Origin of the sequence: Mesorhizobium sp. NPDC059054 (assembly GCF_042739215.1) — a bacterium.
Taxonomy (GTDB): Bacteria; Pseudomonadota; Alphaproteobacteria; order Rhizobiales; family Rhizobiaceae; genus Mesorhizobium.
This window is the reverse complement of record NZ_JBHYHV010000001.1, coordinates 529,718-555,101: the sequence shown is the minus strand read 5'-3', so window position 1 is coordinate 555,101 and position 25,384 is coordinate 529,718. Positions and strand designations below refer to the sequence as shown.

Annotated in this window: 20 protein-coding genes and 1 pseudogene; 10 read left to right on the top strand and 11 right to left on the bottom strand. The window is 58.5% G+C overall.

Annotated elements, in window-relative coordinates:
- Positions 1–102: 102 nt before the first annotated feature.
- From glgB to ACFWXH_RS02630, 5 genes and pseudogenes are all read right to left on the bottom strand, one after another.
- A pseudogene (gene glgB / locus ACFWXH_RS02650) lies at positions 103–2,256 on the bottom strand (1,4-alpha-glucan branching protein GlgB); the annotation flags it as partial.
- Positions 2,257–2,357: 101 nt separating this feature from the next.
- Positions 2,358–4,826 (bottom strand): glycogen/starch/alpha-glucan phosphorylase, encoded by a 2,469-nt coding sequence (locus ACFWXH_RS02645; protein ID WP_379117265.1) that lies wholly within the window; start codon positions 4,824–4,826, stop codon positions 2,358–2,360.
- Between the two features lie 197 nt (positions 4,827–5,023).
- Positions 5,024–5,809, bottom strand: coding sequence for an ATP-binding cassette domain-containing protein (locus ACFWXH_RS02640; protein WP_054308973.1), 786 nt, complete (start codon positions 5,807–5,809; stop codon positions 5,024–5,026).
- Positions 5,806–6,888 carry an ABC transporter permease gene (locus tag ACFWXH_RS02635; protein WP_379117262.1) on the bottom strand — a complete coding sequence of 361 codons (1,083 nt, stop codon included), beginning with the start codon at positions 6,886–6,888 and terminating at the stop codon, positions 5,806–5,808. The genes ACFWXH_RS02640 and ACFWXH_RS02635 overlap by 4 nt, the downstream gene beginning before the upstream one ends.
- A 162-nt stretch (positions 6,889–7,050) precedes the next feature.
- A complete protein-coding gene (locus ACFWXH_RS02630) occupies positions 7,051–8,082 on the bottom strand; it encodes a sugar ABC transporter substrate-binding protein (RefSeq protein ID WP_054308975.1) in 1,032 nt (343 codons plus the stop codon).
- Between the two features lie 296 nt (positions 8,083–8,378).
- Here ACFWXH_RS02630 and ACFWXH_RS02625 point away from each other — a divergent pair, with 296 nt between their 5' ends.
- The 4 genes from ACFWXH_RS02625 to ACFWXH_RS02610 all read left to right on the top strand — a co-directional run bounded on the left by ACFWXH_RS02625 (position 8,379) and on the right by ACFWXH_RS02610 (position 12,284).
- Complete coding sequence (locus ACFWXH_RS02625; protein ID WP_379118926.1) at positions 8,379–9,527, top strand: ROK family protein; 1,149 nt, start codon at positions 8,379–8,381, stop codon at positions 9,525–9,527.
- A gap of 2 nt (positions 9,528–9,529) precedes the next feature.
- Positions 9,530–9,967 carry an RbsD/FucU family protein gene (locus tag ACFWXH_RS02620; RefSeq protein WP_054308977.1) on the top strand — a complete coding sequence of 146 codons (438 nt, stop codon included), beginning with the start codon at positions 9,530–9,532 and terminating at the stop codon, positions 9,965–9,967.
- 4 nt (positions 9,968–9,971) lie between these two features.
- Entirely contained in the window at positions 9,972–10,916 is a 945-nt protein-coding gene (locus ACFWXH_RS02615) for a carbohydrate kinase (protein WP_379117260.1), read from the top strand.
- A 228-nt stretch (positions 10,917–11,144) separates the two neighbouring features.
- On the top strand, positions 11,145–12,284 hold the full coding sequence (locus tag ACFWXH_RS02610) for a DegT/DnrJ/EryC1/StrS family aminotransferase (RefSeq protein WP_379117258.1): 1,140 nt from the start codon (positions 11,145–11,147) through the stop codon (positions 12,282–12,284).
- Positions 12,285–12,421: 137 nt separating this feature from the next.
- Here the strand turns inward: ACFWXH_RS02610 and cysQ are convergent, their stop codons facing one another.
- The 6 genes from cysQ to ACFWXH_RS02580 all read right to left on the bottom strand — a co-directional run bounded on the left by cysQ (position 12,422) and on the right by ACFWXH_RS02580 (position 18,945).
- Positions 12,422–13,195: a 3'(2'),5'-bisphosphate nucleotidase CysQ gene (cysQ, locus tag ACFWXH_RS02605; RefSeq protein ID WP_379118924.1), complete on the bottom strand. Its 774-nt coding sequence runs from the start codon at positions 13,193–13,195 to the stop codon at positions 12,422–12,424.
- Positions 13,196–13,240: 45 nt separating this feature from the next.
- Complete coding sequence (gene cysN / locus ACFWXH_RS02600; protein WP_379117256.1) at positions 13,241–15,178, bottom strand: sulfate adenylyltransferase subunit CysN; 1,938 nt, start codon at positions 15,176–15,178, stop codon at positions 13,241–13,243.
- A gap of 2 nt (positions 15,179–15,180) precedes the next feature.
- The gene (gene cysD / locus ACFWXH_RS02595; RefSeq protein ID WP_379117254.1) at positions 15,181–16,086 is read right to left on the bottom strand and encodes a sulfate adenylyltransferase subunit CysD; all 906 of its coding nucleotides are present in this window, start codon (positions 16,084–16,086) and stop codon (positions 15,181–15,183) included.
- Between the two features lie 411 nt (positions 16,087–16,497).
- Positions 16,498–17,607 (bottom strand): DegT/DnrJ/EryC1/StrS family aminotransferase, encoded by a 1,110-nt coding sequence (locus ACFWXH_RS02590; protein ID WP_379117252.1) that lies wholly within the window; start codon positions 17,605–17,607, stop codon positions 16,498–16,500.
- Positions 17,588–18,370 carry a WxcM-like domain-containing protein gene (locus tag ACFWXH_RS02585; RefSeq protein WP_379117249.1) on the bottom strand — a complete coding sequence of 261 codons (783 nt, stop codon included), beginning with the start codon at positions 18,368–18,370 and terminating at the stop codon, positions 17,588–17,590. Before ACFWXH_RS02585 ends, ACFWXH_RS02590 begins: the two co-directional genes overlap by 20 nt.
- Positions 18,370–18,945, bottom strand: a complete 576-nt coding sequence (locus ACFWXH_RS02580) for a GNAT family N-acetyltransferase (RefSeq protein WP_379117247.1) — start codon at positions 18,943–18,945, stop codon at positions 18,370–18,372. The genes ACFWXH_RS02585 and ACFWXH_RS02580 overlap by 1 nt, the downstream gene beginning before the upstream one ends.
- Positions 18,946–19,216: 271 nt before the next feature.
- Between ACFWXH_RS02580 and rfbC the strand changes: the two genes are divergently transcribed.
- The 6 genes from rfbC to ACFWXH_RS02550 are packed head-to-tail and all read left to right on the top strand — an operon-like array spanning position 19,217 to position 25,373.
- Positions 19,217–19,783 (top strand): dTDP-4-dehydrorhamnose 3,5-epimerase, encoded by a 567-nt coding sequence (gene rfbC, locus ACFWXH_RS02575; protein WP_379117245.1) that lies wholly within the window; start codon positions 19,217–19,219, stop codon positions 19,781–19,783.
- On the top strand, positions 19,780–20,829 hold the full coding sequence (gene rfbB, locus ACFWXH_RS02570) for a dTDP-glucose 4,6-dehydratase (protein ID WP_379117243.1): 1,050 nt from the start codon (positions 19,780–19,782) through the stop codon (positions 20,827–20,829). The genes rfbC and rfbB overlap by 4 nt, the downstream gene beginning before the upstream one ends.
- Positions 20,826–21,680, top strand: coding sequence for a dTDP-4-dehydrorhamnose reductase (gene rfbD / locus ACFWXH_RS02565; protein ID WP_379117241.1), 855 nt, complete (start codon positions 20,826–20,828; stop codon positions 21,678–21,680). Before rfbB ends, rfbD begins: the two co-directional genes overlap by 4 nt.
- Positions 21,677–22,579 carry a glucose-1-phosphate thymidylyltransferase RfbA gene (gene rfbA / locus ACFWXH_RS02560; RefSeq protein ID WP_379117239.1) on the top strand — a complete coding sequence of 301 codons (903 nt, stop codon included), beginning with the start codon at positions 21,677–21,679 and terminating at the stop codon, positions 22,577–22,579. Before rfbD ends, rfbA begins: the two co-directional genes overlap by 4 nt.
- A gap of 56 nt (positions 22,580–22,635) precedes the next feature.
- Positions 22,636–24,096 carry an O-antigen translocase gene (locus ACFWXH_RS02555; protein WP_379117237.1) on the top strand — a complete coding sequence of 487 codons (1,461 nt, stop codon included), beginning with the start codon at positions 22,636–22,638 and terminating at the stop codon, positions 24,094–24,096.
- Positions 24,093–25,373 carry an O-antigen polymerase gene (locus ACFWXH_RS02550; RefSeq protein WP_379117235.1) on the top strand — a complete coding sequence of 427 codons (1,281 nt, stop codon included), beginning with the start codon at positions 24,093–24,095 and terminating at the stop codon, positions 25,371–25,373. Before ACFWXH_RS02555 ends, ACFWXH_RS02550 begins: the two co-directional genes overlap by 4 nt.
- The last annotated feature ends 11 nt before the right edge of the window (positions 25,374–25,384 follow it).

Below are 25,384 nucleotides of genomic sequence, written 5' to 3'. Positions count from 1 at the left end.
GCCTCCCAGCTTTGTCTTCCGAGCCACGGTTTTCCCCGTACGCGGCCCTGCAACTGATCTTGTCCGTCCCACGACCTTGTTGCCCTCAGTCGCGGGCACGAATTCCAGCATCACCGTCGCTAACGGCGGCAACACCATCAGCGCGAAAGCGCGATCGCCCTCCGTGCGCGCTTCCACAACGCCGCCATTGCCTTTGCCCGAGCCGCCATAGACGACGGCATCCGTGTTGATGATCTCGCGCCACGTGCCCGCCTCGGGCAACGGAACACGATAATTTTCGCGGGGAACCGGCGTGAAATTGGAAATGACGGCGACAGGATTGGCACCCGGCGCGCGGCGCAGCCAGGCAAATACCGAATTCTCTGCGTCGTCGACGATCAGCCATTCGAAACCTTCCGGCTCGCAGTCGCGTGCATGCAGCGCCGGCTTCTCGCGATAAAGGCGGTTCAAATCGCATACGACGTCGCGCACGCCGCGATGCGGAGCGTGCTGCAGCAAATCCCAGTCGAGCGCGCGCGCCTCGTTCCATTCGCGGCGCTGGGCGAACTCCTGTCCCATGAACAACAGTTTCTTGCCGGGGTAACCCCACATGAACGCGTAGTACGCGCGCAGCGTTGCGAATTTCTGCCAGTCATCGCCGGCCATCTTGCCGATCAGCGTCGACTTTCCGTGCACCACCTCGTCATGCGAGAGCGGCAGCACGAAATTCTCGGTGAAGGCGTATGTCAGCCCGAAGGTGATCTGGTTGTGATGGTGTTTGCGGAAGATCGGCTCGCGGGCAAGGTACTCCAGCGTGTCGTGCATGAAACCCATGTTCCACTTGAAGCCGAAACCCAGCCCCCCCTCGTGCACAGGGTGCGAAACCTTCGGCCAGGATGTGGACTCCTCGGCAATGGTCATGACGCCGGGATGGCTGCCATAGAGTTCCTTGTTCATGCGCTGCAGGAAGGCGACAGCCTCGAGATTCTCGCGCCCGCCCTTCTCGTTGGGGATCCATTCGCCGGCCTTGCGTGAATAGTCGAGGTAGAGCATCGAAGCGACCGCATCCACGCGCAACCCGTCGAGATGGTATTTCTCGGCCCAATAAAGGGCGTTGTTGACGAGGAAGGACAGCACCTCGCGTCGACCGAAATTGTAGATGAGCGTGTTCCAGTCAGGCTGATAACCTTTGCGTGGGTCCGCATGCTCATAAAGTGCGGTGCCGTCAAACTTGGCGAGCCCGAACTCGTCGGTCGGAAAATGCGCCGGCACCCAGTCGAGGATGACGCCGATACCCGCCCTGTGGGCGCCGTCGACGAAGCGGGCGAAACCTTCGGGGTCGCCGAAACGAGCGGTCGGTGCGTAGAGCCCTGTGGTCTGATACCCCCAGGAAGGATCGTAGGGATGCTCGGAGATCGGCAACAGCTCAATATGAGTGAAGCCGGTATCGACGACATAGGGGATCAATCGCTCCGCCAGTTCATCCCAAGTTAGGAAAGTCCCATCCTCGTTGCGCTGCCAGGATCCGGCATGGACTTCGTAGATGGAAATGGGCTGACGGCGCGCTTCCGCCTCGCGCCAGAACTTGCGGTGCGCGGCATCGCCCCATTCATGCCCCGAAGGAGCGGCCGTCACCGAGGCCGTCGCGGGACGCAATTCCGAGCGGAAAGCAAAGGGATCGGCCTTGAGCGGCAGGCGAACGCCCTTGGCGCCGACGATCTCATATTTGTAGGGCCGTCCCTCGCCAAGGTCGGGAATGAATATCTCCCAGATACCGCTGTCTCGCCGCAGCCGCATGGGATGGTGGCGGCCGTCCCATGCGTTGAAATCGCCAACGACGGAAACGCGTTTGGCGTTGGGGGCCCATACGGCGAAATGCACACCGCTCGCCCCCTCATGATCGATGAGATGCGCGCCCAGCTTGTCGAAAAGGCGCAGATGCGAGCCTTCGGCCATGTAGTAATCGTCGATCGGCCCGAGAACCGGCCCGAAGGAATAAGGATCGGTGATCCACCAGTCGCCACCTGCATTGCGTGCATGGTATTTCACAGGCTGGCGTTTGCTGACCCCGATCGGCCCCTCGAAGAAGCCGGCCTCGCCGCGACGGGAAAGCTCGCCAACTGCCTTGCCGGCCAGCGTGGAGACCGCGACGGTTTGGGCACCGGGAATGAAGCACCGTGCGACGAAGCCTTTTCCGTCTTCCTGGACGCCCAGGATTGAAAAGGGATTGCCATGCGTACCCGCCACGATCGCCTTGACGTCGCTGGCTGAAGCCAACCCGTCAGCTTCGCTCGTCGCGGTCGCGCGCGGCTTTTTTGTCAAGCGGTACCCCTCCCTGGGTCCACGGCCACGGTCGTCGTGGCCTTCATGCAATCACATCACACAGGTACGTTCCAGATTTCTTTCGCATATTGACGGATCGTCCGGTCCGACGAGAACCAGCCCATGCGCGCAACATTGCGGATGGCCCGGGCGTTCCAGTCCGCGCTGTCCTTCCAAACCGCGTCCACCTCGCGCTGCTTGGCGGCGTAGGCGTCAAAATCGGCGGCGACCATGAACCAGTCGCTGTCGTAGAGACCGTTCATCAAATCGCGATAGCGATCCGGGTCATGCGGTGAGAACACACCGGACGAGATCGCCGAAATGGCCTGCGCCAGTTCCGGCGAACCTTCGATGACGGCACGTGGCTGGTAACCGTTGCGGCGACGTTCGGCGACCTCATCGGCTTTCAAGCCGAATATGAAGATGTTGTCGTCACCGACATGTTCCTTCATCTCGACATTGGCTCCATCGAGCGTGCCGATAGTCAGCGCGCCGTTCAGCCCGAACTTCATGTTTCCCGTACCCGACGCTTCCATACCGGCAGTCGAGATCTGCTCCGACAGATCGGCGGCCGGCATCATGATTTCGGCAGCGCTGACATTGTAGTTGGGGACGAACACGACCTTGAGCAGACCGCGCACGGCGGGATCGCCATTGATGACCTTGGCGACGTCATTGGCCAGTTTGATGATCAGCTTGGCGTTGTGGTAGCTGGGCGCCGCCTTGCCGCCGAAGAACTTCACACGCGGTGTCCAGTCCTTCTCCGGATGCGAGCGTATCTGGTCGTAGAGCGCCACCGCCTCCAGGATGTTGAGCAACTGGCGCTTGTATTCGTGGATACGCTTGATCTGGATGTCGAACAATGCGGACGGATCGACCCGGATGCCCAGCCGATCGGCAACCAGATTCGCCAGCCGCACCTTGTTGGCGCGTTTGACGGCGGCGAACTTCTTGCGAAACGCTGCATCTTCCGCGAAGCGATCCAAATCCTTGATGGCCTCGATGTCGTCGAGGAAACGATCACCGATCGCTTCGCGTGTCAGGGCCGTCAGGCCAGGGTTACACTGGATCAACCAACGCCGTGGCGTGATGCCGTTGGTCTTGTTGTTGATCCGATCCGGATAAAGCTGATGCAGGTCGGCGAACACTGTCTGCTTCATCAACTCGGTGTGCAGCGCCGACACTCCGTTGATCGAATGCGAACCGACGAAGGCGAGATTGCCCATGCGCACGCGGCGGTCGCCGTTTTCCTGGATCAATGAGATAGAAGCGACCTGGTCGCCGGAAAAGCGGCCTGTCGAACGCGCTTCCTGCAACACCTCGGCATTGATGGCGTAGACGATCTGCATGTGCCGCGGCAGCAACCGCTCGAACAGCGGCACCGGCCAGCTTTCCAGCGCTTCCGGCAGAAGTGTATGGTTGGTGTAAGCAAAGGTTCGCCTGGTGATGTCCCAGGCCCCGGCGAAATCCATGCCGTGGACATCCATCAGCAGCCGCATCAATTCCGGCACGGCAACAGCCGGATGGGTGTCGTTGAGATGGATGGCAGCCTTGTCCGGCAAGGATTCCAGCTCGCCGTACTGGCTGAGGTGACGCTGCAGGATGTCCTGCAACGAAGCGGTCGAGAAGAAATATTCCTGCCGCAGCCGCAGCTCCTGGCCGGCCTTGTGCGAGTCCGCGGGATAGAGCACGCGCGACAGCGCATCCGCCTTGTTGCTCTCGGCCAGCGCGCCGATGTGGTCGCCGGCATTGAACTTGTCGAGCAGGATCGGGTCGACAGGCATACCGGACCAGAGCCGCAGCGTGTTGACGCGCTTGGCCTTCCAGCCGACCACCGGCGTGTCGTAGGCAACCGCCAGCACATGCTCCATCGGCTTCCAGACATGCCGCTCAAGCCGCCCGTCGTTGGCGGTGACGGATTCCACCGAACCACCGAAACCGACTTCGAAGGAGCGCTCGCGACGCTCGAACTCCCATGAATTGCCGTGATCGAGCCAGGTTTCGGGCAGTTCCACCTGCCAGCCGTCCTGGATTTCCTGGCGGAACATGCCGTTGGCGTAGCGGATGCCGTAGCCGTGGGCCGGCACATCGACGGTCGCCATCGATTCCATGAAACAGGCGGCGAGCCGGCCCAAGCCCCCATTGCCGAGGGCTGCATCCGGCTCCAGCGTGGCGATCTCGTCGAGATCGACACCCAGCGAGGACAGCGCCTCGCGCATCGGCTCCATGATGTCGAGATTGGAGAAGGCGTCGCGCATCAGCCGGCCGATGAGGAACTCAAGCGACAGGTAATAGACACGCTTTTCCTGCTGCTCGTAGGTTTCCTTGGTGGCGCTGATCCAGTGATCGATGATGCGGTCGCGCACCACCTTGATCGAGGCGGTCAGCCAGTCGTAGGGCGTTGCGACCGTCACGTCCTTGCCGACCCGATATTTAAGGGCCATCAGGACCTCGGATGCGAGCGTCTGCGGGTCGGGATGATCGAGATCGGGCAGCGAAGCACTAGGCGTCTTGGTGCGTGTCATCTTGCCTCTCGCGCGACCGGCAATCAGGCCTATCCATCTCGCCGGGAAACCGATTTTGCCTTTCAAAAGGCATGCATAGCAGGACGTTCCAACCCAAGCTAGACAGCCGACCAGAAATTTTCAATCGATTTAATATCGCTAATATTCCGCATTGCACCTAGAGTTTATCGCAATGCACTCCGGGTGCAATCACCAGATCAGGCGGCGACCGCGGCAGCCTCCGGCGGAGCTTTTGCCCCAGTCATGAAGGCGACCGCGTCCGACATCGAATACTCCTTCGGATCGATGACAGTGAGACGTCGGCCAAGCCGGTGGATGTGGATACGGTCCGCCACCTCGAAGACATGCGGCATGTTGTGCGAAATGAGCACGATCGGTAGCCCGCGCCGCTTCACATCGAGGATCAATTCCAGCACACGGCGGCTTTCCTTGACCCCGAGTGCCGCTGTCGGCTCGTCCATGATAACGACGCGGCTGCCAAAGGCTGCCGCACGCGCAACGGCCACGCCCTGGCGCTGGCCACCCGACAATGTCTCGACGGCCTGACCGATATTCTGGATTGTCATCAGGCCGAGCTCAGTGAGTTTCTCGCGCGCCCGCTTTTCCATAGCCGTGCGGTCGAGCATACGGAACCAGGAGCCAAGAATACCGGGTTTGCGGATTTCCCGGCCGAGAAACATGTTGTCGGCGATCGATAGTGCTGGCGACAAAGCAAGGTTCTGATACACCGTCTCGATACCGGCGGCGCGTGCTTCCATCGGAGACTTGAACAGCACCGGGCTGCCCTGAAGGCGGATTTCGCCCTCGTCCGGTGTGACGGCGCCGGAAATCGCCTTGATCAGCGAAGACTTGCCCGCGCCGTTGTCGCCGATAACCGCCAGGATCTCGCCCGGATAGAGGTCGAAATCGGCGTTGTTGAGTGCCGTGACACGGCCATAACGCTTGACGAGCCCGCGCGCGGTGAGAATGGGTTCCGTGGTCATCCTGCGACCTTCCTGATCCATTGGTCGATGGCGACGGCGCTGATGATCAGCACGCCAATCAACAGATAGGTCCATTGCGGGTCCGTGCCGATGAGGCGCAGCCCAAGCGAAAAGACGCCGACGATAAGCGCCCCAAAAAGCATGCCAAGGATGGATCCACGCCCGCCGAACAGAGAGATGCCGCCAATCACCACCGCGGTGATGGATTCGATATTGGCGAACTGACCGGCGGTCGGCGAAACCGAACCGATACGGCCGATGAGCAGCCAGCCGCCCAGTGCACAGATCAGCCCCGACAACACATAGACTGACAGCAGCATGCGGGTGACACGTACGCCCGACAGCTCAGCCGCGTCCGGATCATCGCCGATCGCGTAGACGTGGCGCCCCCAAGCGGTGTGGTTCAACACGTACCAGAGAATGGCCACCAGCAGCACCATGGCGACGACGCCATAGGTGAAGACAGCGTTGCCCATGCGGAAATTGTTGCCGAAGAACTGCAGGATCGGCGCCTGTGTTTCAATGTCCTGGGCGCGGATGGTCTCATTGGCCGAATAGAGGAAATTCGAGGCCAGAACGATCTGCCACATGCCGAGCGTTACGATGAAGGGCGGCAGCTTCATATAGGCAACGAGTGCGCCGTTGATCCAGCCGCACAGCGCCCCGACGGCGAAACCACAGAGGATCGCAATCGAAGGCGGCAGCCCATAGCGGAAGGCGAATTGGCCCATCACCACCGAAGACAGCACCATGATGGCGCCCACCGAAAGGTCGATGCCCGCGGTGAGGATGACGAGCGTTTGCGCAGCGCCGATCACGCCGGTGATGGCGACCTGCTGCAGGATCAACGTCATCGAGAAGGCAGAAAAAAACTTGCCGCCGATGATCAGGCCGAACACCAGCACCGAAACCACCAGCACGATCAATGGCACGGCGGCGGGGTTGGAATGCAGGAAATGCTGTATCTTTTCCAGGGTCGAACGCGTGTGCGTGTCGAAGTCCGCCACCGCCGTGTCGGCTCCAGTCAGCACTTTCTCGAATTCCTGCGGTCGCCTGGCATCCGCCGAAGCGTCGGTCATGTCGGCTCCTCCCGATCGGGGAATTGACGCCCCGTCATACGCCCAAGGTGATGTCTCGCCGGCGCGCCGATGCCCCCTCCCCAGCCGAATGACTGCCGGAAGAGAAGGTGCTCCGCCAAGAGAGCACCCACTCGGTGAATGTCACGCCGTTATGGGTTCAGATCAACCCCAGCACTTGGAAAGGCCGGTCTTGACGTCGATGGATTCGACGCCGTTGGCCGGCTTGTCGGTGACCAGCGCTACGCCGGTGTCGACGAAGCTCTTGCCTTCCGTCGGCTTCGGCTTCTCGCCGCTGTCGGCGAACTTCTTGATCGCCTCGACGCCGAGCGACGCCATCAACAGTGGATATTGCTGCGACGTGGCGCCAATAACGCCACCTTCGACATTCTTCACGCCCGGGCAGCCACCATCGACCGATACGATCAGCACGTTCTTTTCCATGCCGACGGCTTTCAACGCCTCATAAGCACCCGCCGCGGCCGGCTCATTGATGGTGTGCACGACGTTGATGGAAGGATCCTTCTGCAAGAGGTTCTCCATCGCCTTGCGGCCACCTTCCTCATTGCCGTTGGTGATGTCATGACCAACAATGCGCGGATCGTCCTCGTCGCCGATCTTGTTGGCATCCTTCGGATCGATACCGAAGCCGATCATGAAACCCTGGTCCCGCAACACATCGACGGTTGGCTGCGAAGGGGTAAGGTCGAGGAAAGCAATCTTGGCGTCCTTCGCCTTGTCACCCAGCGTGGCAGCGGCCCACTGGCCGATCAGCTTGCCAGCCAGCAGATTGTCGGTGGCGAAGGTAGCATCCGCAGCATCGGCCGGCTCCAGCGGCGTGTCGAGCGCGATCACCAGGATGCCGGCATCGCGCGCCTTCTTGATGGTCGGCACGATACCCTTGGTGTCGGAAGCCGTAATCAGGATACCTTTGGCGCCGTCGGCGATGCAGCTCTCGATCGCCGCAACCTGGCTTTCGGTGTCGCCGTCGATCTTACCCGCGTAGGTCTTCAAGCTGACGCCGAGTTCCTTCGCCTTGGCGGTGGCACCTTCCTTCATCTTGACGAAGAACGGATTGGTATCGGTCTTGGTGATCAGGCATGCGCCGACGTCGGCGGCCGAAGCAGGCGCGGCAAAGCTTGCGAGTGCCGCGACAGCAGCACCGAATACGGACGTCTTGAGAACAGAAAATCGCATCGAGGTACTCCTCCCAGAACCAAAGATCGCGGCCGGCCAGCTTGCCTTCCGCCGAAGTGCCCGTCTGCTTTTCCCGGTGAGCACCTCGGCACAAACGAAACACCAATCGCAATCTTGTGTCAATAATTAAATCACTCTTATTTATTATTGACACACTTGCGGAGCCGGCTCATTCTCGGCCAAAAGTCAGACAAGAAATCATGGGAGGGAGGAAGCTGTTGGACGACGGCGTTCAAAAGCACGGTTCGGGCGAGCCGGCGGCCAGCCGTCTCCACCGTGGCACGAACCAGAGTGGCATGCGCGACCACAATGAGCGGCTCGTGCTTTCGCTCGTGCGCCAGCATGGCGGCCTCGCGAAATCCGACATTGCCCGCATGACCGGCCTTTCGGCACAGACCGTCTCCGTCATCATGCGTGAGCTGGAAGACGAAGGGCTGCTGCTCAGGCGCGAGCCACTGCGTGGACGCATCGGCCAGCCTTCCATTCCCATGGCGCTCAACCCGGAGGGCGCATTCTTCATCGGCCTCAAGATCGGCCGCCGCAGTGCCGAACTGGTCCTTATCGATTTCCTCGGCAAGGTGCGGGCGATGTTGCACCACTCCTATCGCTATCCAGCGCCATCGGAGACGGTGGATTTTGTCGCTGCCGGCGTCGCCAAGCTGAGATCAGAGCTGACGCCTGCGCAAGACCGACGCGTCGCTGGTCTCGGCATCGCCGTGCCATTCGAGTTGTGGAGCTGGGCCGACGCCGCAGGCGCACCGCGCTCGATCATGGAGGAATGGCGCCACCGCGACATTCGCGCCGACATCCAGGCACTGTGTGATTTCCCTGTCTATCTGCAAAATGACGCAACCGCGGCCTGCGGTGCCGAGCTTGTCTTCGGCAATGCGCTGGACGTGCGCGACTTCGTCTATTTCTACATCGGCGCCTTTGCCGGTGGCGGCATCGTGCTCAACGGCCGCATCTACAGCGGGCCGACCGGCAATGCCGGCGCGCTCGGTTCGATGCCCGTGCCCGGACCGGACGGCAGACCAATCCAACTCATCGACGTCGCCTCGATCGCTGCGCTGGAAAAGGCGCTGGCCGAACGCGGCGTCGACGCGCAACATCTTTGGACTTCACCCGAGGAATGGGGCGACATCGGACCGGAGCTCGACCGCTGGATCACGAACGCGGCGAACGCACTGGCCTACGCCATCGTCGCGGCATCGTCGGTAATCGATTTCGAAGATGCGGTGATCGACGGCTGGATGCCTATCGCGATCCGCGCCCGCCTCGTGAAAGCAGTCGCCAACGCTCTGGATGAGGTCGACGCCGAAGGGCTCAAACTACCCGCCGTGCGCGAAGGCACAGTCGGCATCCACGCCCGTGCTCTTGGCGGCGCCAGCCTGCCACTCTCCGACCGCTTCCTCGTCGGCCCCACGTCCGCATCCGGAACGCTCTGACTATGCTGATCGGTATTTCCCCCCTGCTTGGGCCTGAACTTCTCGCCGTACTGCGCGCCATGGGGCATGGCGACGAAATCGCCATCGTCGACGGCAACTATCCCGCGGAAGAACAGGCCAAACGTCTGATCCGTGCTGACGGCGTCGACCTGGTACCGATGCTGGATGCTGTCCTTTCGGTTCTCCCGGTGGACGATTTTGTCGACGAAGCGCTGTTCCGTTCCTCGAAAAAGGGCGATCCAAGACTGGTTGACCCTGTACATGGAGAGATCGAGGCGATCTGCGTCAAGCGCGCACCCGGCCGCAAGGTGGTTGCCCTGCCCGGCGCCGACTTCTACGCCAAGGTAAAAGCCGCCCACGCCATCGTGCAAACATCCGAACCCCGGCTCTATGCCAACATCATCGTCCGCAAGGGCGTCATCTATCCGGCAGGAGCCTGAAACCATGATCCTGTGCTGCGGCGAAGCCCTGATCGACATGTTGCCGCGCGAGACAACCGCAGGCGAGGCCGCGTTTGCCCCCTATGTTGGCGGCGCGGTGTTCAACACAGCCGTAGCGCTTGGGCGGCTCAACCTTCCTGTCCGTTTTTTCACGGGCCTGTCGACTGATTTCTTCGGCGGTATGCTGAGCGCGGCGCTGACAGACAGCAACGTCAAACTGGACCTCATCAAATTTTCACCGCTGCCGACAACGCTGGCGTTGGTGCGCCTGGTCGAGGGTCATGCCAGCTATCTGTTCTATGATGAAAACACCGCCGGGCGCATGCTCTACGAGACGGATCACCCCGCTGTTGGAGATGATGTCGAAGCGATGCATTTCTCGTGCATGAGCCTTGTGCCCGAACCTTGCGGTTCGACATACGAAGCGCTGATGCGCCGCGAACACGGCAAACGGGTGATGATGTTCGACCCCAACATCCGCAAGGATTTCATCGCAGACAAGCCAAAGCACCTTGCCCGTATGAAGCGCATGCTGGAACTCGCAGACATCGTAAAGTTGTCGGATGAGGATCTGGATTGGTTCGGCGAAACGGGTTCCCTGCACGACATAGCAGAACGGTGGCTCGATCTCGGCCCGAGCCTGATGGTGGTGACGCAGGGCGCCAAGGGCCTGGTGGCCCTCTCCAGGAAACATACGGTTTCTGTGCCAGCCCCACCAGTGAAGGTTGTCGATACCGTTGGTGCCGGCGACACGATCAACGCCGGGATCCTTGCCTCGCTGCGCGACCAGGGGCTGCTCTCGAAGCAGGCGATTGCCGACCTTTCCGAAAGTCAGATCCGCGCGGTGCTCGCCTTCAGCGCCGAGGCCGCCGCCATCACCGTTTCCCGCGCAGGCGCCAATCCGCCCTGGCGAAGTGAGCTGGCTGGGACAGCCGCGATTGCCGGCTAACGGGCACCATCACGATCACATTATGTTTCGCCGGTTGCGACGTCGGCGCGGCCAACAGCAGAAAAAACACAGCAAAAGCTTGACTTTGCGGCTTTTCCTGCAAGCTAATCGATAGTTGTCGGTAACGAGGATCTCCGCTGCCTAAGGCCGCAGTCTGGCTGCAAATCTTTCGCCTGCCTTGCAACTCTGGTACCAGCGGCGCGTTATCAGGCAAAATTCGGGGCCAACATGCAGTTCATCGATCTAGGCGCGCAACGCGCACGCATCCACGACAGGTTGAAAGCGGCCATGGACCGCGTCGTCGAGGAAGGCCGCTATATCCTGGGACCGCAGGTGGCCGAATTCGAAGCCAAGCTGGCCGACTATGTCGGTGTCAAACATGTCGTGGCTTGCGCCAACGGCACCGATGCGCTGCTGCTGCCGCTCTATGCTTCCGGCATCGGGCCCGGTGATGCAGTGTTCGTACCAAGCTTCACGTTCGCCGCCACCGCAGAAGTTGTAGCCTTGGCCAAGGCCGAGCCGATCTTCGTCGACGTCGATGCCAAGACCTACAACATCGATATCGACAGCCTTGAAGCGGCCATCGCCATGGTCAAGGCCGAGGGTCGCCTGAAGCCGAGGGCGATCATCCCTGTCGATCTGTTCGGCCTTGCCGCCGACTACGACGCCATCATGGCGATCGCCAAGCGCGAGAACCTGCTGGTTATCGAGGACGCGGCCCAATCGATCGGCGGCACCACCAACGACGCCAAATGCGGCGCTTTCGGCCATGTAGCCGGCACCTCGTTCTACCCGGCGAAGCCGCTGGGCTGCTATGGTGACGGTGGCGCGATGTTCACCAATGATGCGGCGCTTGCGGAAAAGCTACGTTCCTTCGCCTTCCATGGCAAGGGCGAGACGCAGTACGACAACGTCCATGTCGGCATCAATTCGCGCCTCGACACACTGCAGGCAGCGATCCTGATCGAGAAGCTGGCGATCCTGGAAGATGAGATGGTCGCCCGCCAGAAAGTGGCGACGCGCTATGCCGAAGGCCTTGGCGATATCGTCACCGCGGCACGCAACCTCGACGGCACCCGTTCGGCATGGGCGCAATATGCCATCGAGACGCCGAAACGCGATGGGCTGAAGGCGCACCTGCAGGAAAAGGGCATTCCGTCCGTCATCTACTACGTCAAGCCACTGCACGAGCAGGTTGCCTATCGCCACTTCCCGCGCACACCCACGGGTCTGGCAGTGTCGGAAGGCCTGCCCAATCGGATCCTGTGCCTGCCGATGCACCCCTATCTCAGCGAAGTCGACCAGGATCGCATCATCGAGACGATCCGCAACTACATCGGCTCGAACTCGGCGCAGGCGGCTGAGTAAGCCTACCCTCGCCCGCTTATAACGGGGAAAGTGAGGCGTCACGGGCGGCGCGCCTTTATTTGCTATCGGATTGGTCTGCCCCTCATCCGCCCTTCGGGCACCTTCTCCCCCGTGAACGGGGGAGAAGGAAAGGTCCCTCACCTGCCCCTGGCAATAAAGAACGGATTGGCGAAATCGGCGTCGTGCGCCTGGTTTCGCTTACCATAGGTGAGCGGCGCGCCATCAAGCGTCGAGGTGCCGCCGCCGGCGGCGCGCAATACGGCGTCGCCTGCTGCCGTATCCCACTCCATGGTGCGGCCGAAACGCGGATAAATGTCAGCCACGGCTTCCGCCAGCAGGCAGAACTTCAATGACGAGCCGATCGAGACGATCTCCGTCTGTCCGAGCGTCGCGATATAGTCGTCGGTTTCCACGGTGCGATGCGAGCGGCTGGCGACGACGGCGAGCGGTAAAGCTGCAGCACGCGTTGTGATGGCCCGACGTGCGACAACGCCGAGATTGGCGTCGACGTCCGCGGCTTCGGCCCTGCCTGGCCGCCCCGAATAAAGCTTTCCGGAACACGGCGCGAAGACCACCCCAACTTCCGGCACGCCGCGGCGCACGAGCGCGATGTTGACGGTGAAGTCGTTACCACGTTTGACGAATTCTTTCGTGCCATCGAGCGGGTCGATCAGGAAAAAGGCCTCACCCAGAGTTACCGGCAGGATGCCTGCACTGGCCTCCTCTTCGGCAACGCAAGGGATATGTGGATAGATTTCGCGAAGGCCAACCAGGATGATCCGCTCAGCCTGCCGGTCGGCTTCCGTTACCGGCGAGGCATCCGCCTTGGCATCGACCGCGCAGCCTTCGTGGAAGATACGCATAATGGCGCTGCCGGCAGCCAATGACAGCTTTTCGAAAACGGCAACCATTGCAGCATCAGCGGCCATATCCGCCGGGATCTGGGCGACACTCATCTAGATGCCGCCACCGCTTTCGTACTGCGTCTCGGCCTTGTCGCGCTCGGCCAACCAGTCGTCCAGAATATCCACCATCTCTTCGACCGTTCTGCCGATCGTTTGGAGACGGATCTCCGGGTTCTCCGGCGGCTCGTAGGGAGAATCGACACCGGTGAAATTCTTAATCTCGCCGCGCAACGCCCGTGCATAGAGGCCCTTCGGATCGCGGCGCGCGCACTCCTCGAACGGCGTATCCACGAACACTTCGACGAATTCACCACCGGCCATCAGCTCTCGCGCCAAACGCCGCTCTGCGCGGAAGGGTGAAATGAAGGAGACCAGCACGATCAGGCCGGCATCCGCCATCAGCTTGGCCACCTCGGCGACGCGGCGGATATTCTCGACGCGGTCGGCATCGGTGAAGCCGAGATCGCGGTTGAGGCCATGGCGCACATTGTCGCCGTCGAGCAGGTAGGTGTGGCGACCGGTAGCGGCAAGCTTCCTTTCGAGCAGGTTGGCGATCGTCGACTTGCCCGAGCCTGAAAGGCCGGTGAACCAGAACACAGCCGGCCGCTGATGTTTCATGTCGGCACGCGCACGCTTGTCGACGTCGAGCGACTGCCAGTGGATGTTCTCGGCGCGGCGCAGCGCATGCTGGATCATGCCGGCACCAACCGTCGCATTGGTGATGCGATCGATCAGGATGAAGGCGCCGGTCGAACGGTTTTCCGTAAAAGCATCGAAGGCGACTGGCGTGCGGGTCGAAATGTTGACGACACCGACCTCGTTCATCTCCAGCGACTTCGCCGCCTCCTCCGCGAAATCATTGATGTTGAGACGGTGCTTCAGTTCGGTGATGGTCGCGCTCGCCTCGTCCGTCTCCGTGCGCAGGATATAGGAGCGGCCGGGCAACAGTGCCTGCTCATCGAACCACACCAGCTTGGCGGCGAACTGGTCAGATACCTGCGGGCGGGCATCTGGCTGCACCAGCATATTGCCCCGCGAAACCTCGACTTCCTCGTCCAGCACAAGCGTTACCGCCTGGCCTGCAACGGCCGTCTGAAGATCGCCGCCATGGGAGACAATGCGTTTGACGTGCGCGGAGCGGCCGGACTTCGCCACCACCACCTCGTCGCCACGCGACACCGACCCCGATGCGACAGTGCCGGCAAAGCCGCGGAAATCGAGGTTCGGGCGGTTCACATACTGCACGGGGAAGCGGAACGGCTGTTCGACTGAGGCGCTGTCGACCGGCACGGTTTCCAGATGTTCGATCAGCGTCGGGCCCTGATACCAGGCCAGGCGCTCCGAACGCACCGAGACATTGTCGCCGTAACGCGCCGACATCGGGATCGGCACGACGCTTTCAAAGCCGAGATCACGCGCGAAATCCCGATACTCGGCAACGATGCGGTCGAAGGTAACCCGGTCGAAGCCAACCAGATCGATCTTGTTTACGGCCAGCGCGATGTGGCGGATGCCGAGAAGCGAAGCGATGATGGAATGGCGCCTTGTCTGGCGCAGGACGCCCTGGCGCGCATCTATCAGCACAATGGCAAGATCGGCGGTGGAAGCGCCGGTCGCCATGTTGCGGGTGTATTGCTCGTGCCCCGGCGTGTCGGCGACGATGAACTTGCGCTTCGGCGTTGCAAAGAAGCGGTAAGCGACGTCGATGGTGATGCCCTGCTCGCGTTCTGCCTCGAGACCATCGACCAGCAATGCGAAATCGACATCCTCGCCGGTTGTGCCGTGCTTGCGGGAATCGCGTTCGAGAGCTGCCAGTTGGTCCTCGAAGATCTGCTTGGTGTCGGACAGCAGCCGGCCGATCAGCGTCGATTTTCCGTCGTCGACCGAACCGCAGGTGAGGAAGCGCAGCAGCGACTTCTTCTCCTGCGCGGCCAGATAGTCGCGCACCTCGTTGCTCGGCTCGAGGGTCTTTGCCGTAACATGGCGCATTCTCAAAAATACCCCTCGCGCTTCTTTTTTTCCATCGAGCCGGCTTCATCGCGATCGATGAGGCGCCCCTGCCGCTCGGATGTACGCGCTGTCAGCATTTCGCCGACGATAGCCTCCAGCGTGTCGGCGCTGGATTCGATGGCACCGGTGAGCGGGTAGCAGCCCAACGTGCGGAAGCGCACCAGCCGGTTCTCGACCATCTCATCGGAGCGCAATTTCATGCGGTCGTCGTCCTTCAAGATCAACATGCCGTCGCGCTCGACCACCGGTCGCTCCTTGGCGAAATAGAGCGGCACGATCGGGATGTCCTCCTGCAGAATGTACTGCCAGATATCGAGCTCGGTCCAGTTGGAGAGCGGAAAGACGCGGATCGATTCGCCAGCGGCGATGCGGGTATTGTAGATATTCCACATCTCCGGTCGCTGGTTTTTCGGATCCCAGGCATGGCTCGAATTGCGGAAGGAGAAGATGCGTTCCTTGGCACGCGACTTCTCCTCGTCGCGACGGGCACCGCCGAAAGCGGCATCGAAACCATATTTATCGAGCGCCTGGCGCAGGCCCACCGTCTTCATGACATGGGTGTGCACATTCGAACCATGATCGAATGGGTTGATGTTGTCGCGCACGCCGTCCTCGTTGACGTACACCAAGAGATCGAAGCCAAGCTTCTCTGCCATCTGATCGCGGAAGGCGATCATCTCGCGGAACTTCCAGGTGGTGTCGACATGCAGGAACGGGAATGGCGGCTTGGCCGGATAGAAGGCTTTCATCGCCAGATGCATGAGGACCGAAGAATCCTTGCCGACAGAATAGAGCATCACCGGCTTGGAGAAATTGGCAGCAACCTCACGGAAGATATGGATGGACTCGGCTTCCAACCGCTGGAGGTGGGTCAATGCCATGCTCATTGCAGAAGTCTCTTATCATCGCGGTTCCGCCAGAGAACAAATTAGAACGGACAGCCCTTGGCGGAATAAGCTGTCACGGCTCCTAGTTGGCCGCAGAACCTCCCATCTTCTAGCGATGGAAACCGCTGTCGCCAACGTCACTAAGGCTCTTTGCCCCTTCCTAATGAGATGAATTTTCCAACCGCAACCCCGCCCTTAGAAAGCGCTTGCGGTTCAGCTGATCAGCTTACAGATAGAGGTCGAACAACGACTATTAAAAAACACCACCAAATGAAAGCAAACACCCAAATAAATCGTGTCTTGTTTTGCCTGAGGCTCCAACTTCTGACACAGATAAAGCAATGCACAACAGGTATGCAGATAAATTTATTCAGCCCGCCGTGTGAAGGCGAGAAGACATTATTGAAGTATTCAAGCAGTCGAATCTTGAGCCGCGATTACTGCCGCAATGACACGTTGAACATCATCGCCGGTAACCTGCGGGCCTATTGGCAAGCTGACGACCTCGTCAGCTAATTGCTCTGCTAGAGGTAGTTGCCCTTTCCCGATACCGAGATGAGTATATGCCGCCTGCAGATGTGGCGGAATCGGATAATGAATGAGGGTCCCAATACCATCATCTTTTAGCCTACTTACCAATTGATCGCGATTACGTGAGCGGACAACATAAAGATGCCATGCGGGGTCGGCCCAATTCGGCACGTGGGGCAAAATTAACCCTGCACTGACCAGACCCGTGTTGTAAGCGGCGGCAACGGCCTTCCTTCGTTCTGCCCACGCGTCAAGATGCGCCAACTTGACACGTAAAACAGCGGCCTGAATTGGATCTAAACGGGAATTCGAACCAAGTTCGTCATTAACGTACTTAACTTTGCTTCCGTAATTGCGCAGCAGCCGTATTCTTTCGGCTATCTCCATGGAATTAGTGGTAACGCCGCCAGCATCGCCCATCGCACCGAGATTTTTTCCAGGATAGAAGCTCCAGCACACTACGTCGCCGTGAGCCCCTATCCGTCTGCCATGATACCGCGCACCGTGCGCTTGAGCAGCATCCTCAACTACTTTCAGACCGTATTGGCGGGCAAGAGCCAATATAGGATCCATATCGGCAGGTTGACCATAGAGGTGCACCGGCAACAGCACTTTTGTCGCCGAAGTGATGGCGGCTTCAATCCTGCTAGGATCGATGTTTTGAGTTGCAGGATCAGGCTCCACCGGTATCGGGCGTGCGCCAACAGCAGTCACAGCCAGCCAAGTCGCAATATATGTGTTCGACGGGACGATGACCTCGTCTCCAGGTCCCACATCTAAGGCTCGTAGAGCCAATATCAACGCATCTAGCCCATTGGCCAGACCAACGGCGTGGCTGGCACCACAGAACTCTGCCCATTCAGCCTCAAAGGCCTCAACTTCAGGTCCCAGGATATACCAGCCGCTATCCAACACACGCGCAATTGCAGCATCAATGCTATCTTTTAGCTCGCGATACGCGACGCCAAGATCAAGAAAAGGAATCGTCATACCTGCGGCCTTTCAATTCGGTCAGGAAATCGTCATAGGTTCGCAGATAATCGGACGCCTCGTAAGGCCTGGATGCGAAAACCAATAGCACTGCATCCGAGCTGTAGCGATATTGAGTACCCCAGATCAGCTCTGGCATAAAAACCCCCATATCCGGTCTATCCAGAGTTACTTCACAGCGCTTGGTACCGTCGTCGAGCAATACGCGGCACGAACCATGCAGACAAATGAGAAATTGCTGGCACAGCTTGTGGGCGTGTTCTCCGCGCAACTCAACGGACGGAACATCGAAGACAGCAAAATAGCGGGCGGGGGTGAACGGCACCTCCGTAGGGACTTCGCCTACCGTAAGCGCTCCGCGTGCATCACTCATACGCCGCATCAAGTATAGAGCACTTCCGCCTACGTCGAGCGGCACACGGGCCGGACGCGCCAAATGGTCGAAGGTATGAATATCGATATGCCGAGGGTCGGGACGGGGATCGCCAAGACTGCCGTTTACGTATCCCACTACTTGCGCAGGGTTTCCTTCCACTACGGCATTAGGAGGTACAGAACGAAGCACCACGGCTCCTGCTCGCACCCAAGCGCCTTGACCAATGGTTACGCCTTCACCAATGACCGATGCCGCGTCGAGACGAGCGTTTTTTCGTATCACAATATTCGGTCCCGCGAAAATGACACGCGGGTCGATCGTAGCGCCAACTTCGATCTCGGTGTCCGAAGCAACGGCCTTGCCGTCGATAGTGAGCGTTGCAGCCATTATGAGGTCTCTTCTGCCAACACAGCCATATGGCTGTCTAGATCGGCCCGAAAGCGTTCCCGCGAATAGAGAAAATTGATCTCCCGATCATCAGCGCCGACTTCCTGCATGCCGAATCGGCGATAGAATCCCTCCGCACGAATATTACCAACATTTACATCTACATGCGCAAAGGATTTACTCAAGTGCTCGAAGCCGATACCCAGGGAGATTACAGCGCTTTCCAAGGCCGCTTTCCGAGGCTTATTGTGATCAAGTATCCAACTACCCCAGGTAAATTCATTCGCATGGATATTGTAAAGCCTTACTAGCCCACATCGAACCCTGTCACGGCGCTCGATTACATAATAGAATTCGGTTCCAGCGCGCTCCCGAACCTTATAATTCTCGATCCACTGACGCTGATCCTCGGCGGTGCCATGCACCTTGGAGAGGTATAGGTTGTAAGTCGGGTTGCTGCGCAGTTCATGGACATACTCAGCGTCATCACGACGAATCAATCGCAAGGCAATGTTGGGGCCTTCAAAATACCCCGGACTGCTCCCGCCACTTATGCTCCACCACTTCGCACCCAAATTATCACTCCAGTAGAATCTACCCTAGTATAGGGGCATTTAGTCGCTATCATTGATTATTTTGCCTGCCCAGGCGCTGAAAGGACAGATAGCTTAACATCGTCATGGCATTAAGCGATGCGCTACTGGATGCCAATACCGAGCGAATAAGTCGCCAGCTTCGAAAACCACAAGACGATAACGAGGTATGCGCCTTTGCTCTGGCAGGCCACACATTCTTCAGCCTATAGAGGACTTGAGATTGGAACATCGAGGTGACTGGAGAACCGGAGTGCAAATCGAAATGCTGCCCATTCCGGGGCTTGCGCTGATAATACCTAGACGGTTTCGTGACTCGCGAGGGTGGTTCAGCGAAAGCTGGAACAAAAGGGCTCTTGAAACCGCGGGGTTGAACCTGCCCGAATTCGTTCAGGACAATCATTCCCTTTCTCATGAGCCAAGCACTGTGAGGGGACTTCATTTCCAGTCGCCACCGCATGCTCAGGGTAAGCTAGTGCGATGCGGTCGCGGCCGCCTGTTCGATGCGGTCGTTGATGTCCGCAAAGGCAGCCCCATGTTTGGCCAATGGTTCGGCATCGATCTGAGTTTAGAAAATGGGCACCAGCTATGGATCCCCCCAGGCCTATTGCACGGGTTCGTGACTTTGGAGCCCGATACCGAAATCATCTACAAGTGCACCGACCATTATGATTCGGCCTGCGATGGGAGTGTTCGATGGGACAGCTGCGGTATTGATTGGCCACTTTTAGGCATGAGCCCGATACTATCGGATAAAGATGCTCAGGCACGGCCATTTGCCGCTTTCGAAACGCCATTTGTTTATGGGAACCCTGCATGAAGCTTCTCGTTACCGGCGGAGCCGGATTTATAGGGTCCGCCGTCGTCCGCCAGGCGGTTCGCGACGGACATGAGGTAGTCAATGTTGACGCGCTAACTTATGCAGCTTGCTTGGATAATCTCACCCCAGTCTCGAACTCTCCTCGCTATACATTCGAGCAGGCCGACATTCGCGATCGTACCGCGTTAGATAGGATTTTCGAGAATCAGCGCCCCGATGCAGTCATGCATTTGGCGGCAGAAAGCCATGTTGATCGTTCAATCGACGGACCGGGCACGTTTGTCGAAACAAATATTGTTGGTACGTACAACATGCTTGAATCTGCTCGGCGATATTGGACGGACGCGGGTAGACCTGCCGAATTTCGGTTTCACCACATTTCAACCGACGAAGTCTTCGGGTCTCTGCCTTCCGATCCATCGGTACTGTTTACCGAACATACGCCCTATGATCCGCGCTCGCCCTATTCCGCATCCAAAGCGGCGTCCGACCATCTGGTGCGTGCCTGGGGTGAAACCTATGGACTGCCGGTCGTTTTGAGCAACTGCAGCAACAACTATGGCCCTTATCATTTCCCTGAAAAACTAATTCCAGTGATCATCCTTAACGCCCTGGCAGGCAAGCCGTTGCCGGTTTATGGCAATGGCGCGAATATTCGGGACTGGCTTTACGTCGAGGACCACGCAGAGGCACTGCTTTTGGTGGTAAGCAAGGGGCAAGTTGGGCGCAGCTACAATATCGGCGGTGCCAACGAACGGACCAACTTGGATATTGTCAAGACGATTTGCAAGATCCTTGACGCAGAGCGTCCTAAAACGTCGGGTTCCTACGCAGAGCAAATCACTTTTGTCGCCGATCGACCCGGACATGATGCACGTTATGCGATTGACTCGTCGCGAATTCGCGTTGAGTTGGGCTGGCGCCCCCGGATCTCGGTGGAAGAGGGCCTTCGCCGCACTGTTCGGTGGTATTTGGAAAACGACCAATGGTGGCGTCCGCTATTAGCGCGGACCGGTGTAGGCGAACGGTTGGGCATCAAAGCATGAAGCTGCTTGTTTTCGGGCGAACGGGACAGGTGGCGCGAGAACTTTTACGTGTTGCACCGGATGCGATCTATCTGGGTCGCGACGAAGTCGATTTACAGGTGCCCCGCAGTTGCGGAGCAGCAATTCGTGCAACCTCGCCGGACGCCGTTATCAACGCCGCCGCGTGGACAGCCGTTGACAAGGCCGAGAGCGAGGAAGAAGCCGCTATGGTCGTGAACAGCCTGGCGCCCGAAGTCATGGCGAAAACCTGTACGGATCTTGGCATTCCGCTCTTGCACCTATCCAGTGATTACGTCTTCGATGGGACAGGGACCCGCCCCTGGAATCCGACAGACAAAACCGCCCCGTTGAGTGCATATGGCCGCACAAAACTGGCCGGCGAACAGGCTGTGTTGGGCGCGGAAGGCAGACATCTTGTTCTGCGCACTTCGTGGATTTTCTCGGCGCATGGAACCAACTTTGTTAAGACCATGCTGCGGCTGGGCGCAGAGCGCCCTTCGCTGAGAGTTGTTGCCGATCAGATCGGAGGACCAACGCCCGCCGCCGACATTGCGGCAACTCTCGTGAAGTTGGCCGAATCCATGCGCGGTGGCGCGGTTGGCGGCATACAGCATTACAGCGGAGAGCCCGAAATCAGTTGGGCTGGCTTTTCTCGGACCATCTTCGAAATGGCTGAAATGCCGGTCACGGTGGAAGACATCGACACGGCGGACTATCCCACACCGGCGCGACGACCGCTGAATTCCCGGCTTGATTGCAGCCAACTGCGTGCCGACTTTTCAATTTCTCCACCGGACTGGCAAACGGGCCTTGCAGAGGTGCTGGCCGACCTGAAGGACAACCGGAAATGACAGATAGACGGGACAGCAAGCGCAAGGGGATCATTTTGGCTGGAGGGTCAGGTACCCGCCTCCATCCAATCACCGTAGGTGTCTCCAAGCAACTGATGCCTATCTACGACAAGCCTATGATCTACTATCCGCTTTCCGTGTTGATGCTAGCAGGCATCCATGAGATTGCGATCATAACCACCCCGCAGGATCAAGACCAGTTCAGGCGCGTGCTCGGCAACGGCGATCAGTGGGGTCTCAAATTCACCTGGATTGTGCAGCCGTCACCTGACGGGTTGGCGCAAGCTTACATCCTCGCTGAAGATTTCCTCAATCGAGCGCCTTCCGCCATGGTGCTTGGAGACAATATCTTCTTCGGGCACGGCCTGACGGACCTATTGGTTGAGGCTGACAAAAGCAATTGGGCAGCCACAGTCTTCGGTTACCAGGTTTCTGATCCGGAGCGCTATGGTGTGGTCGGGATGGATTCAAAGGGGCGCGTCACTGAGATCGTCGAGAAGCCAGCAGCCCCCCCCTCTAACTATGCGGTAACCGGCCTCTACTTCCTGGACGGCACTGCTCCTGCTCGAGCGCATAATGTAAAACCCTCGCCTCGTGGCGAATTGGAGATCACGAGCCTGCTCGAAATGTATCTGTTAGAGGACAAACTCAGTGTGCAACGCATGGGCCGCGGCTTCGCTTGGTTAGATACAGGGACTCATGCAAGCTTGTTGGACGCAGGCAACTTTGTTCGCACGCTGCAGGAACGTCAGGGATTGCAGACTGGATGCCCAGAGGAAATAGCCTTCGCCAATGGCTGGATCGATAGGGCGCAGCTAAAGGCAATGGGTGAGCGGCTGGCAAAGAACGCATATGGCAACTACCTACTCACGCTGGCGGCAACGGTCCCGAAGAGTTGATGGCATTGGTCAGCGGACCGATGCGCCCCTCACCACTAGTCGATGGGCTGCGCTAGATGGAGAAAGCCAAATCCTACCGAGCGATTTTGCGCGCATCGGCCATCATGGGCATCGCCTCAATCTTGCACATCCTTTTCGGGATGCTTCGGATCAAGATTGCCGCAGTGCTGCTGGGGCCAGCAGGCGTTGGGTTGATCGGCCTGCTTCAAAATCTGATGAATACCGGCTCGATCATGGCCGGCCTGGGCATGGATACCATTGGCACACGCAACATCGCCGCGGCGACTGCCGAGGGCTCGCTAACAGAAGTGGATCGCACCAGATCCTTGCTCTTCTGGGGGCTTGCTGCAATGGGTATTGTCGGCGGCGTCCTCTTTGCAGTACTGCGCCAACCTCTATCCGAGTTGATTCTCGGCGACCGTCGATGGGAAAACGAAGTCGGTTGCGTGGCCTTCGGCCTCGCGCTGTCGGTGGCCGCCACAGGCCAAGTTGCGTTGCTCAATGGTCTTCGGCAGATTCCATTCCTCGCCCTGCTCAAAGTTGCCACGAGCATTCTGGCAACTTGCTTGGGAACAGTGGCCCTGCTGATCTGGGGCAACGCCGGGATGGTCTTGTTCGTCATAAGCTTGCCGCTGGCGAATTTTGCAGTGGGATTTGTGCTAACCAGCCGCATCCCCAAACGTCATGCCGCACCAATACCCACACCTCAACTGCTCCGCGGCGTATTAAATCTGGCGCGCCTCGGGACACCACTGATGATCGGCGGGATAGCGACGCTGATCGGGCAGTTAATGGTTCGTGGCATTGTACAACAGCAGTTGGGAATCGAGGCATTGGGGCTGTTCGAAGCCTCTTGGATGATCTCGATGACGTATATCGGCTTTGTCCTGAGCGCGATGGCAACCGACTACTTTCCACGGCTGAGCGGCACAATACGCGACCATTCCGCAGCGACACAACTGGTGAACGACCAAACCGAAGTCGCTCTGATCCTGGTTGGGCCGATCCTGCTGCTTCTGATGGGACTGGCACCTACAGTGATTTCGCTGCTTTACACTGCTGAATTCGGGCAAGCGGCTGAAATACTGCGATGGCAGATTCTTGGCGATCTGCTCAAAGTCTTGAGCTGGCCGCTCGCGTTTGTATTGCTCGCGTCTGGCCTGAATCGCGCGTTCTTGTTGGCAGAGGCGGGTGCTGCGATTGTTTTTGTCGGAGTCGTCTGGATTGATTTGCCCCTTCTTGGCCCAATCGGTACAGGCGTAGGTTTTCTGGCTCTTTATCTATTCTATCTGCCCACTGTTTTCCTCATAGCGAGACACAGCATCGGTTTTGCCTGGACACGCCAGGTCCACACACGCTTCGTCCTGCTGGCCGTGGCAGCAATCGGAATCTTTGCTCTATCAGCCGAATTCGAGGTTGCTGGCGCCGTGCTAGGCACGCTATTGGCGATGTGTTTTGGACTTCAAGGGCTATATCAGTTGAGAAAAACGGCGCGGCTGGAACATGAAGTGCCATGAGACGCAAAATTAGATTAAGCCTAACACGGGCCACGGTTTCGTCCCGACACATCCACACTATTGCCGGCCCGTCTATTCTAGTAACGCCGGCATTTGTCTTTTGCGGTGTTTGGGGAATAACCTTGGGGCTGATCAGCCTTCAGATGACAACGCAGTTGGTGCCCATGGCACCAGCGGCGCTTTGGATGATCGGCGGGAACATGACCTTCATCCTCCTTTTGGCCGTGATTCTACATAGAGTAGTCCCACGGCACAATCAGCCAATCACTTCTGCTGATCTTGTTCTCCTTGACCAGTTCGTCAGCAAGTTACGCCTGATCTGGATTGTTGGTTCCCTGTTTGAGATTGTAGCGTCGGGAGGTTTGCCTCTGCAGTGGGCCCTGACGGAGAACGCCGCCGGACGCAACTACACCGATTTTGGCATTCCGTCGTTCCACGGCATTATGAATGCGCTCTATCTGCAGATGATGAGTGCCTATTTCCTTGTTTGGCAATTGCAGGGCGAAAAAAAGCATCGGAATCTTTTCTTCCTTTTCCTTCTCTGGCCGATCATGATGCTCGGACGCGGGATTTTTCTCAGCGTGGTAATTCAGTGCCTGGGCATATTGCTTCTGATCCGCGTGGTGAATGTCCGAACGATCATCATCGTCGCACTGATCGCGATGGCCAACATCATCCTCTTCGGCGTCATCGGAAATATACGCGGAACCAGCAATCCTTTTGATTATTTGATCGATGAGAAATGGCGGTGGTTTTTCAAGGCCGTTCCAGCGGGTTTTTTGTGGGTCTACATCTACGTCACTTCGGGGCTGAACAATATATTCTTCAACGCCGATAACCTTGAACCACTTTGGCAGTTCCAGAATACCTTCTCAAAACTCATTCCTTCCTTTATCTGGAACCTTATGGGAATGACTCGGCAGGCAGACAATCTCGCATTTGCCGATGCGAATTTGAATGTATCGACCATGTACGCCGGTATTGTTTCCGACTTTGGAACATTTGGTGGCTTTATCTTCGGATGCTGCATACTGTTTTTTGCGTCGATGGTTTTCATCTACACAAAAAAGCACATCATCTGGGCAATGTTAGCCTATTGCGTGGTATTCCAAGGGCTCGTTTTCTCCGTCTTCTACGACATGTTTCTCTTACTCCCGACAATTATGCAGCTCGTTGTAGCAGTCGCTTTCGGAATTTATCATCGCGACCAAAGAATAAAATTTGCTCGACGCGAGGCCAAAGCGATGCGTCCGATATTAGAAGCGCCGACAGGGTGAGGTACTGGAAT